Raw genomic sequence first — 15,231 nt, forward strand, 5'->3', positions numbered from 1 at the left:
GCCGTTGGCGATGGCGTCACCGGAGCCGATGGCCCAGCCGTTTCCAGAGCACGGCCAGCGCCATGATGGAGCCCGTGGCATGATGGAGCAGCCAGCACAGCAGCAGCTCGCTCCAGCGTGGACGCACCGTCAATGCCTGCGGCTGACGACGGTTGACGAGCCACCAGACCAGCCAGACGCGGACATGCTGACCGCTGGTGCAGCGGGCAAGGTCGTTGCGATGATCGAAATAGGATGGGTTCATGGACGGATCCGACTCAAATCGAGATAACGCAGCAGTGGATTCAGCCCTGGCAAAGGTATCAGACGTCCCGAGCCATAGATCCAGTTCGAGCCCCGCAGCCGTTGTAGAACGGCGCGAGGGGACAGAAAATCACGCAGACGCAGACGATCATGCGTCAGGTGCATGACGGCGTCAAAACCGAAGTCCTCGGAGTGCGTCACCTGCATCAGCGCCTGTGCCTCCTCGCGTGTCGGATGCGCCACCACCCGTTCGGTCAGGGTCATGATGAAAGGCCGAATCTCCTCGAAGGTGTAGCCGGTCAGGCGCGCGGCATGGACGAAGCGCTCGGCGAAGGCCAGCGCCCCGGCGCGGAAGTCATCGATCTGCGGGTTCATGGCCAGCTCCGCGCGACGATCCGGCGCGGCGTCGCTCTTGAGCACCGGCTCCACCCGCCCATTCGCGTCGCGGGCATAGCCCAGGGTGCTGGCATGGAGCGCGCGGGCGCCTTCCTCGAAGAGTTCCTCGAAACGCGAGACCCCATCCTCCAGCCAGTTGCGGCGGCGCACATCGTACAGCAGTCCAAAGATGGTGTTGCGCGCCGGATCGAAGCTGTGACGGATGCCATGCACCCAGCCCAGATAGAGCCCGAAGACATGCGGATAATCCGCACGTTCGCCGTAGGCGTCCTGGAAATAACGCTGGCTGGAGCCGTTCCAGCCGATGTCTACCAGCCCCACCCGCTGCGCCGAGAAAAAGCCGTTCTGCGCCAGATAATCGCCAAGCAGTTCGCGGCAGGCGCTGCCGTGTCGCCTGACCACGGACTGAAACGCCGGATCCTCGATCAGCGCCCGATAGCGGGGCGAATGCCAGTCGTAGATCGGCTCGTCGAGGTCATAGCCATGACGCGCGGCGATCTCGCGGATGTCTGCGGGCGGGATGTCGAAGGTCCGGCAGAGGCTCAGGAGTCCCTGCTGTTTGGGATTGTAGAGCGGGGCCAGACTGGTTTCATAAGCCAGACCATCGGCCAGCGCCGCCGGGGCGGTGGACTTGCGTGAGACGTACAGATACTCGACCGCCGGGATCTCCTCCGGCTCCATGAGTCGCGGTGCCAGATACTCGAACAGACGCAGAAAAAGCTCGCCTTCGCGGGCGAGAAAAAACAGCCGCTCAATCCGCTCGGTGCGGACCTTTTCGATCACGCCGAAAATAAAGGTGCAGAAGATCGGTCCCAGGTAGGAAAAACCGAGATCGAAGGCGAATCCCCGCGACGGCTCCGGGGCGATGAGCTGCATCAGATGCCGTCCGCGCCAGTAGGGGTTTTTCACTGCCAGCCAGGCATGACCGCGCAGGATGGCGCGGCGGCGATTGTTGGCGCGGTCGTCGAGCCAGATGGCGCGCAGCCCGAGACTGAGCGCCATCTTCACGTCTGAATGGTGGTTGTCGCCGATATGCAGCACGGACTGGGGGGCGACTCCCTCCGTCTCCAGCACATGCCGGAAGAGGCGGCCCGTGTATTTGCCGATGCCGGTGTCGGACGAGACATAAATCTGATCGATGAAAGGGGACAGACCCAGCCGCGCGAACAGAATTTCCAGATGCGACTGATCCAGATACATGTCCGAGACCGCAATCACCCGCAATCCGCGTCGGCGCAGTCGATCCAACAGCGATTCCATCCCCGGTTTGACATAGAGACAGTCGCCCTCGGCGCGCAATTCCTCAGCGACGATCCAGTCCGCGAGCTCAGGATCCGGCGCGCCGGTCAGCAGACGCGCCATCTCGGCAGCCAGATCGGAGAAACGGCATTCATGGTCTTTGGCATCCGCCTGACGTTCGCGCCGCAGACGCGCTTCCACGTCCGCGCGCAGCGACAGCAAATCGGCCAGATCCCATTCCCTGCTGAGATGGACCCGCAGATGTCTGACCAAGCCGCGTGCGGCGATCAGCTTGACATGATCCGGCGGGTCGATGAGCCGTTCCAGCAGGGTGTCGAAGATGTCGAATGAGACCAGTTTCACGCCGTCCAGATTGGCCTCGATCAACTGGTGCAACTGCGCCGGATCGCGTGCATGGGCGGGTTTGCCGGATGTCAGACCGGCACCAATCCGCCGCAGACGGTGCAGCGGGCTCAGCAGTGCGAATCCAAACCGATAGATGCGACTATGGCACACGGCATCCAGTTCGGATTGAACCTGGACCAGTTTCGCCTCGCTGGCTGACAACAGATCGTTCAGGCGCTGGCGTTCGGCATCCAGCTCGCCATTCGCAGCAACCAGACTCTGATTCGCCTGATCCAGGGCGACATTGGCGGTATGCAGCCCCGTGTTCGATGTGCTCAGTTCAACATTGATTCGGTGCAGATCGCGGTTGCTCTCGTTCAGCGCGCGATTGGCACTGTCCAGCTCCAGATTGATCGCGTGCAGCTCGGTGTTCGACTCGGACAGACCATCGACGGTCGCCTGCCAGCGGCGACGCCAGCCTTCGCGATCCAGCTTGACGATATGCCGTTTGATCCGGTTGAGATAGGCCAGTCCGGGTGCGATCTCTGCGCCGAACACACGCGGCAGATACTGGCGCAAGAGGAAATCGGTCTCCAGATTCGCCCGCAGCGGGTGTTCCAGGATGGCGTTGGCGCCGTGCAGGCGGTAATCGAGCAGCGGCTCGTCAAGCAGAAATTCGAGTTTCAGCCCCGGCGTGGTCGCGGCGCGCAGCAGATACTCGTAATCGAGCACATAGCGGAATGGACGCAGACCGCCAAGCCGTGCGTAGGCCGCGCGCGTCATGAAGAAATTGGAGGTCGTGATGGCCCAGTTGCCGGTCAGGAGTGCGCGCGCCGGATCGCTTTCCGCGACATAGCGCGCCTTGAGATCCGCATGCCAGCGCCGCCACCAGTGCGTCGGGTCGGTCACCGGGTCGCCAGCGGCATCGATCAGACGCAGATCGCTCAGAATCAGATCGCAACCGCCTGCCTGACTCACCTCCAGCAGACGCGCCAGACGCCGGGGATGGAAGCGATCATCCGAGTTGAGAATCGCCAGATAGTCGCCGGTCGCCAGATCGAGACCGCGATTGATGGTGCGCTGCGAACCCTGATTGGCCTGATGGTGGAGTTGCAGACGCGGATCATCGATGGCGGAGAGCACCGCCAGGGTGTCATCGCTCGAACCGTCGTCGATCACAATCACTTCCAGGGTCACTTCTTCCTGCTGCAGGACCGAATGGACCGCCTCCGCCACATACCCCTCGTGGTTATAGGCCGGAATGATGACTGAAATCAAAGGTGACGCCATGATGGTGACTCAAACTGGTTGGCAGTTGGCAGTTGGCAGGACGACTGACGACTAACCGCGTCTCCCAACCCGCAGCCGGATGAGCAGACGCCGCAGCGGTGCGGTCAGACGCCAGGCGGTGGAGTCCAGCACCGCGTCCAGGCGCGCCTGACAATCCAGTCGCGCGCGTGCCTGCTCCGCCAGATCGTGTCGTAATTGCTCCAGATACCGATTCTGGCGCGCCAGCTCCATGAGATCCAGAAATCCCTGCGGCGTCACGCGCTCGCGCCACTTCGCCGCCAGCAACAGGGCGCCGGCATGAATCTCATCAATGGGCGCGCTCACGCCGAAACCGGTGCCGGCATCAATCCGGTAAAAAGCGGTCAGTCTCGGCACTTCGATAAAATCGGTGTGCTGCGCGACCTGCAACCAGAAATCCCAGTCCTCGAAACGGTCCAGCGACTCATCAATGCGACATCCGTCACTCAGCAGGGTCCGCGCAAAGAGCACGCTATGGATCGGCAGAAAATTCCCCGCCAGTAGTTTGGCCTGCCCGAATGATTCCGCGAAACGCTGAGGCAGCGCGTGACCCGCGCCATCCACCACCTGGCAGTGGCTGTAAGCCGCCTGTGCGCGCGACTGTCCGACCGCCTCCAGCAGTCCGGCCAGATGATCGGGCGCGAGAAAGTCATCATCGTCGAGAAACAGCAGCCAGTCACCCCGTGCCGCGTCCAGTCCGCGATTGGCCGCCGCCGCGCGCGGCACGGGCTGGGATGAATCGATGAATCTGACCGGCCGTTCGCCCCACAGATCCGGTGCCGGACGATGATCCGATCCTCTGGCATTGACGAGCAGGATCTCGATCAATGGATGCGTTTGTGCGGCAAGACTGTCCAGTGCCTGGGCAAGTGTCTCGCGGTCAAGGCTGCGCACGATCACGCTGACCAGCGGCAACGACGTAGCGCAATGCCCTTCTGTGAATGGGTGGCGACGATCTGAAACGGGCACGCAATCTGCTCCATCGAATTGAGACATTCCGGCTCGGGTCAGGCGATATTCCTTAAAATCCGGATCCGCGCCCGCAACCCAGGGAGATGCAGGTTCCCAAGGAAACAGCGTGGTATAGTGCGCGCAGACTAACAGAAAATCCTTTGGCGACGTGCACCGAAACACGGGGCCGACGAGGGCTTTGTGAGCAGGTATGGATCGATACCTGATTGAAATGCGGGCTCTTTGATGGACTTGCTTGTGTTCAAAGGGGCCACGACAGGGCATGTCTGGTTATCGCGTTGAGCCGCTATCGTTATCTTCCTGTCTTTGGACACCCACCTGATGTCAACCGACCTCCAACCCGGCGACTCGCCACTCATCAGTCAACTCCGGCAGGGTCTGCGCCGCGATCAGATCGCCAGGGCCGTGCATGACATCGGCGCGGGCTGGCAGCGGCGCGAACTCTGGATGACGCTCGCCCTGCACGATGTGCGCAAGCGTTATCGCCGCTCCAAGCTCGGCCCCTTCTGGATCACGCTCTCGATGGGCGTCATGGTGCTGGCGCTGGGTCTGCTTTACGGCCAGATCTTCGGTCAGGACCTGCACGACTATCTGCCCTTTCTGGCCGCCGGATTCGTCGTCTGGGGGCTGATCTCGGCCATGATCAACGACGGTTCGCAGGCGTTCATCGACGCCGAGGGCATGATCCGCCAGCTCAATGCGCCGGTTTCGATCTATGCCTATCGCGGGCTGTGGTCGACCCTGATCGCCTTCGCCCACAACATCTGGATCTTTTTTGCCGTCGCGCTCTGGTTCGGCGTTGATCTGAACTGGAACCTGCTCTGGATCCCGCTGGCGATTCTGGTCCTCTTGCTGAACGGCCTCTGGATGTCGCTCTTTTTCGGTCTGTTGAGCGCGCGCTTTCGCGACGTGCCGCTGATCATCGGGAGCGTGGTGCAGGTGCTCTTCTTCGTCACGCCCGTCATCTGGCGCCCCGAGATGCTGCCGGGACGCGCGCTCATGCTCCATCTCAATCCCTTTTATCACATGGTCGAGATCGCACGTGCGCCCATGCTCGGCCAGCCGCCCGAACTGGAACACTGGCTGGTGGTTCTGGCCATACTGTTCGTCGGCTGGGCGATCACCCTGTTTTTTTACTCGGCTTACCGGTGGCGCATCGCCTACTGGGTTTAAACCGCGTCCGGTACGGCATGCGGTGTTCGTGCGTGGGTCCGGTCTCGCTGGCAACGGATGGATGTCGGCGCTGACGCGGTTTAAGTCATTGATTTTAAAATTTACCTAAACCGCGTCGCACTGAACGTCGTTGGTCGCCGCAAGGCCAGCCTTCACTCGAAGCAACGCCCGTCACACTGGACGCGGTTTAGCAGGACACGACTGTGGCATCGATCACCCTGGAAAACGTCTCCGTCTCCTTCCCGGTTTATAGCGCCTCCACCCGCTCGCTCAAGAATCGTCTGATCCAGAGCGCGACCGGCGGCCAGATCCGCGCCGATGCGACCTCGCAGCGCATCTCGGTGGTGCAGGCGTTGCAGGACATCAATCTGTCGCTGCAAAGCGGGGATCGCATCGGTCTGGTGGGACACAACGGCGCCGGCAAGACGACCCTGCTGCGGGTGCTCGGCGGGATCTATGAGCCGAACAGCGGGCGCGTCGCGGTCAAGGGCTCGACCGTGCCGCTCTTCGACATCAGTCTCGGCATGGACCAGGAAAGCACCGGCTACGAGAACATCATCCTGCGCGGGCTCTTTCTGGGACTGACACGCCAGCAGATCAAAGCCAGGATGGACGAGATCGCCGATTTCACCGAGCTGGGCGATTTTCTCAGTCTGCCGATCCGCACCTACTCCGCTGGCATGCAGATGCGGCTTGCCTTTGCCGTCTCCACCTCGGTCGTCCCCGACATCCTCCTGCTGGACGAGGGCATCGGGGCCGGCGACGCCGCCTTTCTGAACAAGGCGCGCGAGCGTCTGCAACGCTTTACCGAGCGGGTCTCGATCATCGTCCTCTCATCCCATTCGGACGAACTGATTTCAAACATGTGCTCGAAGGCGGTGCTGATGGAGCATGGCCGGATCCTCTGCTATGGCCCGACCGACGAGGTGCTGGAGCGTTACCGGGTGCTGCGCGGATAAGTCCGGGGTAGATCGGGAGGAGGGTGCGTGCAAACCACGCCGGTTCGGTTTGATGCTAATGCGTGATTGCTGTTAGGCTCTTTTTGTGTCAAGCATGCGATCATATTCCTTAATGAGTGCCGATCCAAATCCAGATGTAACCACCTTCATCCTCAATGGCGAGTGCTCAATGCTCGATTCCGACATGAACCGACCAAAAATTCCCGACTTTCTTGACATGCAGGGACGGGTGGCGAGGATTCTCTTTCAGTAGAGCGTAGTTCTTTCGTGCAAGATCCTGAATACGTGCTGGAAGTGCATGGAAGCAAATCCAAAATCTATTCGTCGTTCGGTGCATTAGATTTGACGAAGCGTTCCTTTTCGTTTTTCGTCAAGCGCCTCTTCCATCAGAAAATCCAGGCTTCCATTGGCTGCATCGATTTCAATTTCTTTGTCCCACGAGTCTGCATCGTGTTCGGCTAGCCAATGCACGAGTTTCATGTACTCACGGTGAGGTAATGCCTCGATTTGAGATTTAACCTCTTCGAATGTTTTCATGAGAAGACCTCTTTGGGAGTCTGGTGAATAGATTAATCGGCTCCGCTGGCGCGTCAATGCAGAATGGGCACGGCGTCGTCTGCTCTTAAACCGTTAGGCGGTTGCTGCTATCAATGTTGGGGTGCGCTTCCGCTTACCCCAAATCTACGGCCGTTATTAATTGTAGGATGGGTAGAGCGCAGCGAAACCCATCATTTTTCGTCCGTTGCGGTGAATGATGGGTTTCACGGCCAATCGGCATCCGTGCCAAAGGTCAATGTCATACCGTGGCCGTTCTACCCATCCTTGTATCTTGGATTTCGTGATGGTTAGCTCCCATCGCACGAGACTGAGGCAGCTTGCGGGCTCAGGTAAACAGCCACCGCTGCACAAGTCTTGTGTAGCGCGGCATGACCACATAGACCATCAGGAAGACGACCACGGCGGTGACCACCAGCGTGGTGAGCAGCGGGTTGGTCGGAATCCCGGCCAGCCGAAAGGCGGGCGCGACGACCAGCGGCGCCCCAAGCGCCAGGGGATAAATCGCCGACCACGTCAGCAGATACTGCTTCCAGCGCACCGGCACCTTGGCCTTCGCTCCCGCCGGCGTGAACCAGAAATCCAGGCCACTGCTGACAAAGAAGTCATCGCTGCCGACAAACAGCGGCTGAACCTGCGCGATCAGTTGTTCGCGAGCCTTCGACTCCATCCACTGCTGGAGATGTTCTTTCGTGTCGAAGCGGATGATGACCGTATAGGTTTCGGTCAGGCCTGGGATGGGTCGGACGATGTGCCAGTCCAGGTGACCGGGCGCGGCTTTGCACAGCGGTGCGATCTGGTCGAGCCAATGCTCGTATGCCGCATGCTGATCCCCACGCACTCGATGCGTGATGACGGCCGTGGCGCCCTCATTGTCTTTGATGGCGGGCTGGATTGATTGATTGTTCAATAGCTGCGGGCTCCGCTCTTAAACCGTTAGGCGATTGCTGCTATAAATGTTGGGGTGCGCTTCCGCTTACCCCAAGCTACGGCATTTGTCCGTTGCGGTGAATGATGGGTTTCACGACCAATCGGCATCATTTGCAATTTTCGATGTTGTCGCGTGGCCGTTCTATCCATCTGCCTTGCTAACGGAGAATCTATCTTTGCTTTTGCGACAAACTCTTGGTCAAGTTGCAAGTAGGGAAATTAAACCGCGTCCAGAGCGAAATGCTGAGTTTCGAGTGAGTTCGACGTTTGAGGCATTGACGGCCCTTATTTGTGACGCGGTTTAAAATCTTATTTTTTAATGTTAAACCGCGCCCGCTCACACGATCGTCAATGCCGCCAAGATCGATCCAAGCCCAAAACATCGCATACTGCACGGGGCGCAGTTTAGTTATATGCGAATCAAATACAGTCAAAATTCAGATCATATAGATTAGGGCGCCGCTTTATTCTGCATATAATGATAGCTTTTGATCTTTAAGCTTTTTTAGCAAAATTTCAGTCTTATTTTGGTCTGGGTACAGTCTGCCTAAGTCTGTATCTTTTATTTTCAGGTTGTTTTTAGCTGACTCATAAGCCGGCAAAACTGGCAGATATCGATTCTCGTAACCAACCCATCCTCCGCCTACCATGAGCGCTGCTAAAGATGCAGTGAGCGCGATATAGATCCATCGTTTGTAATGAAACTCGACCAGAGGGAATAGCGCAATCAATGCTGCCCAGAACCAGGAAGTCATGGTCAGATATCTGGAGATAACAGAATAAGAAGGCTTGTCTTCTGAAAATCGACCGGATGAAACAGCAAAGGCAGTCAAAATCAAGAATATCGCTATTGCAAAATAAGGAGAGACAATAAGCCGTTGGCCCCTGCTGAGTTTCAGGGGCACCACAAGATAAAAAATCAAGCCGAATACGCCAAACAGCCAAGCAATATGCCAGTGTGTGAAGATGGGTGCGCCAAGAAAATTGAGTATCCAGATGCCCCATGAGTCCAAATGAGTCAAGATGTAACTGAAATCAAGATGGCTTTTTGTTTGCCATCCATGGAAAAAAAATGTCACTGAGATAAGCGAGAAAATTGACCAAGCGACAAGTCGGAGTAATCGCAGTGCGCGATCCTCGAATTGTAGGAGGATGAAAAATCCGCAGATCCAGTAAAACAAACCGTTCGCCATGGAATAATTCGCCACGAAACCCAGCGCTATGGCTCCATAGAAAGATAAAGGGCTCGCTTGTTTTGCCAGCAGGAAAAAACCTATGACGACACTGAGCATGCCCAGATACATGATCGTCTGAAAACCAATCAGCCAGCTTTCCCATTGCCCAAGATTAAAAACAACCAGCACGATTAATGGAATCGTCCAGATGTCGGGGGAAACATCAAGCCGAGACCAGATTTTTTTAGATTGCCATATAAAAAAAACAAGCGTGATCAGGGCGAAAAAAAAGTTTATCCATAACTCTGCGTTTACATTATATTGAGTGAGCTGCGCCAATCCAATCCAGATTATTCGCGGAAAAAACGGCCTGTGCTCATTGTGCTGTGAAATTAATTGTTCGAAGGAAATTCCCGTATCTTGGATTTTTAACAGTTGAGATAAAAAATCCCACTGATCCCAGAAAGGGATATTTAATCCAAGCAGAAAGATATAGCATGCCACAATGGCGGGGGGCAGTGCGGCAATTATAAAAAGATAATTTCTTCTATTTCTCATGTGGCGACTGCATTTGTTAGCTCGCGTTGGGATGAATGGGCGCAAATCCCAACATCACGCCAGCAAATGGTTTGGGTTCGCAAACTCACCTCAACGCGATATTATTTTTAGTCTGTTGCGCTGAATAATGGGTTTCACGCCTAATCGGCATCACTGGAAACCATTGGGGTTATCGTTTGCCTGTCCTGCCCTGCTGTATTTTTCCTTGGTAAGAAATGCCAGGCCGTAATATTTGTTATTGTTGAACTCAAATTCATTTATGACTTCAATCCCTGCCTTTCTTGTATGCGCAAAATATGATCTCGTATTTACTTTGTTAATAAAGGTTGTTCCAACTTCATATTTATCTCCCATTTCCTCTTTCATTTTACTGAATAGCATCGGAAATGAATCGGTCCCCCGGAGATTGAAGTCGATGCAGACGGGTCCGTATTGAAAAGAATTTTTTAAATCTATTTTTATGCCTTTGTATGTTATTCTGCCGAAAAGTTTTATCATGTGTTCAAACATTGGTCTTCCATGGAAATAATCCCATCCGGCAGCTACAGCATAGCCAAGAATTTTACTATTGCCGTCGATTACAAACAAACCGTCCAGTTGAATCAAATCATGAATCTGCTCTCCAGTAAATGGGGTTGTCACGAATCCGTTTTTCTTTTTTTCGTCCGTCAGGTTGGTAACAAGGTTTTTTTCCTGGAGATCAAGTATTCCAGCGATATCGGATGATTCTGCAATTCGATAGTTCATTCTGTGCCGCCACAATAAAATCTGTTTTTCCAAACTTGGAAAAGTTTGAAATGCATTTCGTAAAATATTCCGGTTTGCGCAGGTCGGGATGAACGGGAGCGAATCCCGACATCGCGCCAGCAAATGGTTGGAGTTTCAGCTCGTTCAGCTCGTTCCCACGCTCCCGAGACTGTGCAAGTTTCGCATCTGCCATTTAACGGCCGATTGTCGTAGGCTGGGGTGAGCTTGCAAACCCGAGCATTTCAGCGGTTTACGGAGCGACGGATGCTGGGTTTCGTTCTTCAACCCAGCCTACAGGGAATACTTGCCCAATCTCTCCCGCGTGGGAATGCCGTTGCACCGCTCTAGCGGCGCGGATGGTGACGCGACGCTGGAGCGTCGCGACGTGCTCCCACGCCGGAGCGTAATGGGAGTCAGAGATTATAAGTTTACCCCATCGACTCTTCTAATTCTGCTAATGCTGTTTCGAGTGTTCCCTTGTGACTTTCCTTTGTGAGTCTTGATCTATGCGGTAATGCGGCCATTCTTATGAACTCCGCCACATCGGTATCTGGAACGATCCAACCAAACTGGTTGTTTATATCCGCAGCATCCAAAATTGCTTTGGCTTCTTCTAGAGAGAAGTACTGGTAATGTGATAACCGGGCTACTAGCGCATGTGTTGCCGCAAAGCTTCCGCATGTTTCTAGTTCGTCTATCAGGGCTTTTTTCTCTGGATCAAAAGAGAGGCTGACGCCGTCATAATGGTCTTCAACAAATTTATTTAAGCTCTTGTATCCAATTAATCTGGAGGATTTTCTGGCTGACCACTCGTGAACAAGAAAAGGATTCAGATCGTCTGTGTTAACTTTTGAATAGAAGTCGCTGTCCTCGCTGATGAGATAAAGATCCTCATCATCTGGAACTGCTTTGAGGAGCAGCAGCCAGTTTATCGCGTCACCTATCGAGCCGTTTTTGCCTGGGGGATTGCCAATGTCTATGCGCATTTTGGCTATTGAATAAATATCTTGCGTTGTGGGGATTGCTGTCGATCTATTAAATATCTGTTCGATTAGATGATCTGCGCGCAAGTTGTTTGATTTGATGTCTTGGTAAACGCGCCTTGTTACGTCTGAATATTTTCTCTTGAACTGGTTGGCCAGCTCCAACAATGATTGATATTCTTCGTATCCTTTTATAAAATATGGGAACTGCGCAGCTAAACTAACTCCCTTCATCTTGTTTAATGCATCGACGATTTTCGCCTCCCTATTACGCCAAAATTCATCCTTTACTTGATCTGTTAGGTGAACTATTACTGCGCCTTGATTATTTGAAACAAATACGCTATTTAATGCGTCTAGGTCATCATTGGTGAAATGATAGAAGTTCAGCAGAATGTTTGTATCTATGAATACATGCATGATTTTCATCCGCGCAAAATATTCTAAATTACACAACTTTTCTCATGCTCTAAGCTGATCGCGGCCTGAAACAAGAATCTGCGCAGGCCAGAATGAACAGCACAAATCCCCGCAAATCCTTTGCCGTCATTGCAGGGTTTTTCTCTCGCTCATTCCAGCCTGCTGAAACTCATTCCTCAAACCACCCCATACATCTATTCAAACCCCGCCGGTGCGGCCTGATGCCAGTGCGTCACATGCTGGAAACGATGCGCGACATTGAGCAGTCTGGCCTCATCGAAATAATTGCCGATGATCTGTAGACCGACCGGCAGGCCATCGACCGGTTCGACCGGAATGGACATGCCCGGCAATCCGGCAAGGTTGGTCGCAATCGTATAGATGTCGTTGAGATACATGGCGACCGGGTCATCCATCTTCGACCCGAGCGCAAAGGCTGTGGTCGGGCTGGTCGGTCCCATGATGACATCGACCTGCTCGAAGGCGCGCTTGAAGTCGTCGGCGATCAGATGGCGGATTTTCTGCGCCTTGAGATAGTAGGCGTCGTAATAACCGGCTGAGAGCACATAGGTGCCGATCATGATGCGGCGCTGGACCTCGGCCCCGAAGCCCTCGGCGCGGCTGCGCTGGTAGAGGTCTGCCAGGTCTTGCGGGTTCTCGCAGCGATGCCCGTAACGCACCCCATCGAAACGGGCGAGGTTGGACGAGCACTCGGCAGGGGCGACCACATAGTAGACGGGCACCGACAGCGGGCTGTTGGGCAGGCTGATCTCGACGATTCTGGCGCCGAGCGCCTCGTATTCCTTGATCGCATCCTGGATGACGGCGGCAACGCGGCTGTCCAGTCCGGCCCCAAAGTATTCCTTGGGCAGACCGATGCGCAGACCGTGCAGGTCGTCGTCGAGCGCATCGACATAGTCCGGCACCGGGACATCGGCGCTGGTCGAGTCGCGCGGGTCGAAGCCGGCCATCTCGTCGAGGACGAAGGCGGCATCGGCGGCGGAGCGGGCCATGACGCCGGCCTGATCGAGCGAGGAGGCGAAGGCGATCATGCCCCAGCGCGAGCAGCGCCCGTAGGTGGGCTTGATGCCGCTGATACCGCAGAGCGCGGCGGGCTGGCGGATGGAGCCGCCGGTGTCGGTGCCGGTGGCGGCGGCGCAGAATCGCGCGGCGACGGCGGCAGCCGAGCCACCGGATGAGCCGCCCGGTACCCTGCTCTCGTCCCAGGGATTTTTGACCGGGCCGTAGAAGCTGGTCTCATTGCTCGACCCCATGGCGAATTCGTCCATGTTAGTCTTGCCGAGCACCACGGCGCCGGCAGCGGCGAGACGCTCGACCACGGTGGCGTCGTAGGGCGCGATGAAGTTATCCAGCATCCGCGAGCCGCAGCTCGTCCTGATCCCCTCGGTGCAGAAGATGTCTTTATGGGCGATGGGGATGCCGGTGAGCGGACCCGTATCGCCGGACTTGAGCGCCCGGTCGGCGCGTTCGGCAGCAGCCAGGGCCGATTCGGCGGCGACCGTCACGAAGCTGTTGAGCCTTGGATCCAGCCGTTCGATGCGATCCAGATAATGGCGCGTCAGCTCGACACTGGAATAACGGCGCAGCCGCAGATCGGCGGCCAGTTGGGCGATGGATTTGTTCTGCATCAGTCGAGAACCTTCGGAACCAGATAGAGTCCGCCCTCGGTCAGCGGGGCGATGGACTGGAAATGTGCGCGCTGGTCCGGCTCGCGGGCCTCGTCGGGACGCAGACGCTGAACCATGTGCAGCGGATGCGCCATGGGTTCGACGCCGCTGGTATCGACGCTGTCCATCTGGGCGACCAGAGTGAGGATGTTGGAGAGATCGGCCGCATAACGCGCGCTCTGTTCGGGGGTGATCGCGAGCCGGGCGAGGTGGGCGATCTTATCGATATCGGAACGGTCCAGTGACATGGCGATCCTGCCTGGAGGCTGAAAGCTCGGCAAAATACCATAGGGCGTGTGAGTGGGGAACTCGCCACAGCATGACCTGCATCGCCCTTTGCGTCGCCACGCCTTGCCGATCCAGGCCGGCATTGCTAGATTAGCCGCCCAATCAACCTGTGGCTCCTGTTCCCGACCCCGAACGGCCCTCTTTACCGGATGCCCCCACGCGCCTGGCGTCCTTATTCCCTGGAAGGTAACTACCTGATGTTTTTTAGACGCATTCGTGGGATGTTCTCCAACGATCTGTCGATTGATCTTGGCACGACCAATACCCTGATCTATGCCCGTGGTCTGGGAATCGTGCTCAATGAGCCCTCCGTGGTGGCGATCCGTCACGAACGGACGGGCGGCGGCAAATCGGTGGTGGCGGTTGGCGAGGAAGCCAGACAGATGCTTGGACGCACCCCGCAGAGCATTACTGCGATCCGGCCGCTGAAGGACGGTGTCATCGCCGACTTCACCGTGACCGAAAAGATGCTGCAATATTTCATCCATAAGGTGCATGAGTCGCGGATGTTCCGCCCCAGCCCGCGTGTGCTCATCTGTGTGCCCTGCGGCTCGACCCAGGTCGAGCGCCGCGCCATCAAGGAGTCCGCCGCCGGTGCGGGCGCGCGCGAGGTCTATCTCATCGAAGAGCCCATGTCGGCGGCCATCGGCGCGGGTCTCATGGTGCACGAGCCGCGCGGCTGCATGGTGATCGACATCGGCGGGGGCACCTCCGAGGTCGCGGTGATTTCGCTCAATGGCATCGTCTATTCGGAATCGGTGCGGGTGGGCGGGGATACCTTCGACGACGCCATCATCAATTATGTGCGCCGCAACTACGGCACCCAGATCGGTGAGGTCACGGCGCAGCGCATCAAGCACGCCATCGGCTCCGCCTTTCCCGGCAACGAGGTGCTGGAAATCGAGGTCAAGGGTCGCAGTCTGGCCGAGGGCATTCCGCGCAGCTTCACCCTCAACAGCAACGAGATCCTTGAAGCCCTTCAGGAACCGCTGGCGATGATCGTGCATGCGGTCAAGATGGCGCTGGAGCAGACCCCGCCGGAGCTGGGCGCCGACGTGGCCGAACGCGGGATCGTGCTGACCGGCGGCGGGGCGCTGCTGCGTGATTTCGACCGTCTGATCGCTGAGGAAACCGGTCTGCCGGCACTGCTGGGCGAGGATCCGCTGACCTGTGTGGCGCGTGGCGGCGGCAAGGCGCTGGATATGCTCGATGCGCAGGAAAGCGGTCTGTTCGCAACCGAATAGACAGCGGG

At 56.7% G+C, this 15,231-nt stretch carries 13 protein-coding genes; 3 read left to right on the plus strand and 10 right to left on the minus strand.

All coding sequences use genetic code 11. The features are described 5' to 3' along the window. Nucleotides 1-16 precede the first annotated feature (16 nt). From EDC35_RS07265 to EDC35_RS07275, 3 genes are read right to left on the minus strand one after another with little or no spacing between them, the layout of a single operon-like run. Nucleotides 17-244: a hypothetical protein gene (locus EDC35_RS07265; protein ID WP_132976578.1), complete on the minus strand. Its 228-nt coding sequence runs from the start codon at nucleotides 242-244 to the stop codon at nucleotides 17-19. Then, nucleotides 241-3,513: an HAD-IA family hydrolase gene (locus tag EDC35_RS07270; protein WP_132976579.1), complete on the minus strand. Its 3,273-nt coding sequence runs from the start codon at nucleotides 3,511-3,513 to the stop codon at nucleotides 241-243. Before EDC35_RS07270 ends, EDC35_RS07265 begins: the two co-directional genes overlap by 4 nt. A 51-nt stretch (nucleotides 3,514-3,564) precedes the next feature. Next, on the minus strand, nucleotides 3,565-4,500 hold the full coding sequence (locus tag EDC35_RS07275) for a glycosyltransferase (RefSeq protein WP_165903372.1): 936 nt from the start codon (nucleotides 4,498-4,500) through the stop codon (nucleotides 3,565-3,567). A gap of 324 nt (nucleotides 4,501-4,824) precedes the next feature. Here EDC35_RS07275 and EDC35_RS07280 point away from each other — a divergent pair, with 324 nt between their 5' ends. Next, nucleotides 4,825-5,676, plus strand: a complete 852-nt coding sequence (locus EDC35_RS07280; protein WP_132976581.1) for an ABC transporter permease — start codon at nucleotides 4,825-4,827, stop codon at nucleotides 5,674-5,676. Nucleotides 5,677-5,879: 203 nt separating this feature from the next. Further along, complete coding sequence (locus tag EDC35_RS07285; protein WP_132976582.1) at nucleotides 5,880-6,635, plus strand: ABC transporter ATP-binding protein; 756 nt, start codon at nucleotides 5,880-5,882, stop codon at nucleotides 6,633-6,635. Nucleotides 6,636-6,971: 336 nt separating this feature from the next. On the opposite strand, the gene EDC35_RS07295 is transcribed toward EDC35_RS07285, so the two are convergent. From EDC35_RS07295 to gatC, 7 genes are all read right to left on the minus strand, one after another. Next, on the minus strand, nucleotides 6,972-7,172 hold the full coding sequence (locus EDC35_RS07295; protein WP_132976583.1) for a hypothetical protein: 201 nt from the start codon (nucleotides 7,170-7,172) through the stop codon (nucleotides 6,972-6,974). Between the two features lie 346 nt (nucleotides 7,173-7,518). Then, on the minus strand, nucleotides 7,519-8,100 hold the full coding sequence (locus tag EDC35_RS07300; protein WP_207896141.1) for an antibiotic biosynthesis monooxygenase: 582 nt from the start codon (nucleotides 8,098-8,100) through the stop codon (nucleotides 7,519-7,521). Nucleotides 8,101-8,584: 484 nt separating this feature from the next. Continuing rightward, on the minus strand, nucleotides 8,585-9,853 hold the full coding sequence (locus tag EDC35_RS07305; RefSeq protein WP_132976584.1) for a hypothetical protein: 1,269 nt from the start codon (nucleotides 9,851-9,853) through the stop codon (nucleotides 8,585-8,587). A gap of 150 nt (nucleotides 9,854-10,003) precedes the next feature. Further along, the gene (locus tag EDC35_RS07310; RefSeq protein ID WP_132976585.1) at nucleotides 10,004-10,600 is read right to left on the minus strand and encodes a GNAT family acetyltransferase; all 597 of its coding nucleotides are present in this window, start codon (nucleotides 10,598-10,600) and stop codon (nucleotides 10,004-10,006) included. Between the two features lie 428 nt (nucleotides 10,601-11,028). Continuing rightward, entirely contained in the window at nucleotides 11,029-12,003 is a 975-nt protein-coding gene (locus tag EDC35_RS07315; RefSeq protein WP_132976586.1) for a PIN domain-containing protein, read from the minus strand. A 194-nt stretch (nucleotides 12,004-12,197) separates the two neighbouring features. After that, nucleotides 12,198-13,652: an Asp-tRNA(Asn)/Glu-tRNA(Gln) amidotransferase subunit GatA gene (gene gatA / locus EDC35_RS07320; RefSeq protein WP_132976587.1), complete on the minus strand. Its 1,455-nt coding sequence runs from the start codon at nucleotides 13,650-13,652 to the stop codon at nucleotides 12,198-12,200. Next, nucleotides 13,652-13,939, minus strand: coding sequence for an Asp-tRNA(Asn)/Glu-tRNA(Gln) amidotransferase subunit GatC (gene gatC / locus EDC35_RS07325; RefSeq protein WP_132976588.1), 288 nt, complete (start codon nucleotides 13,937-13,939; stop codon nucleotides 13,652-13,654). The genes gatA and gatC overlap by 1 nt, the downstream gene beginning before the upstream one ends. A gap of 237 nt (nucleotides 13,940-14,176) precedes the next feature. Here gatC and EDC35_RS07330 point away from each other — a divergent pair, with 237 nt between their 5' ends. Further along, nucleotides 14,177-15,223: a rod shape-determining protein gene (locus tag EDC35_RS07330; RefSeq protein ID WP_132976589.1), complete on the plus strand. Its 1,047-nt coding sequence runs from the start codon at nucleotides 14,177-14,179 to the stop codon at nucleotides 15,221-15,223. The last annotated feature ends 8 nt before the right edge of the window (nucleotides 15,224-15,231 follow it).

It is taken from the genome of Thiobaca trueperi (assembly GCF_004342175.1).
GTDB lineage: Bacteria > Pseudomonadota > Gammaproteobacteria > Chromatiales > Chromatiaceae > Thiobaca > Thiobaca trueperi.

Coding starts and splice junctions, on each gene's coding strand:
- EDC35_RS07295 (WP_132976583.1), bottom strand. CDS start 7,172: ATGAAAACATTCGAAGAGGTTAAATCTCAAATCGAGGCATTACCTCAC.
- EDC35_RS07280 (WP_132976581.1), top strand. CDS start 4,825: ATGTCAACCGACCTCCAACCCGGCGACTCGCCACTCATCAGTCAACTC.
- EDC35_RS07305 (WP_132976584.1), bottom strand. CDS start 9,853: ATGAGAAATAGAAGAAATTATCTTTTTATAATTGCCGCACTGCCCCCC.
- EDC35_RS07330 (WP_132976589.1), top strand. CDS start 14,177: ATGTTTTTTAGACGCATTCGTGGGATGTTCTCCAACGATCTGTCGATT.
- EDC35_RS07270 (WP_132976579.1), bottom strand. CDS start 3,513: ATGGCGTCACCTTTGATTTCAGTCATCATTCCGGCCTATAACCACGAG.
- EDC35_RS07265 (WP_132976578.1), bottom strand. CDS start 244: ATGAACCCATCCTATTTCGATCATCGCAACGACCTTGCCCGCTGCACC.
- gatA (WP_132976587.1), bottom strand. CDS start 13,652: ATGCAGAACAAATCCATCGCCCAACTGGCCGCCGATCTGCGGCTGCGC.
- EDC35_RS07310 (WP_132976585.1), bottom strand. CDS start 10,600: ATGAACTATCGAATTGCAGAATCATCCGATATCGCTGGAATACTTGAT.
- gatC (WP_132976588.1), bottom strand. CDS start 13,939: ATGTCACTGGACCGTTCCGATATCGATAAGATCGCCCACCTCGCCCGG.
- EDC35_RS07315 (WP_132976586.1), bottom strand. CDS start 12,003: ATGCATGTATTCATAGATACAAACATTCTGCTGAACTTCTATCATTTC.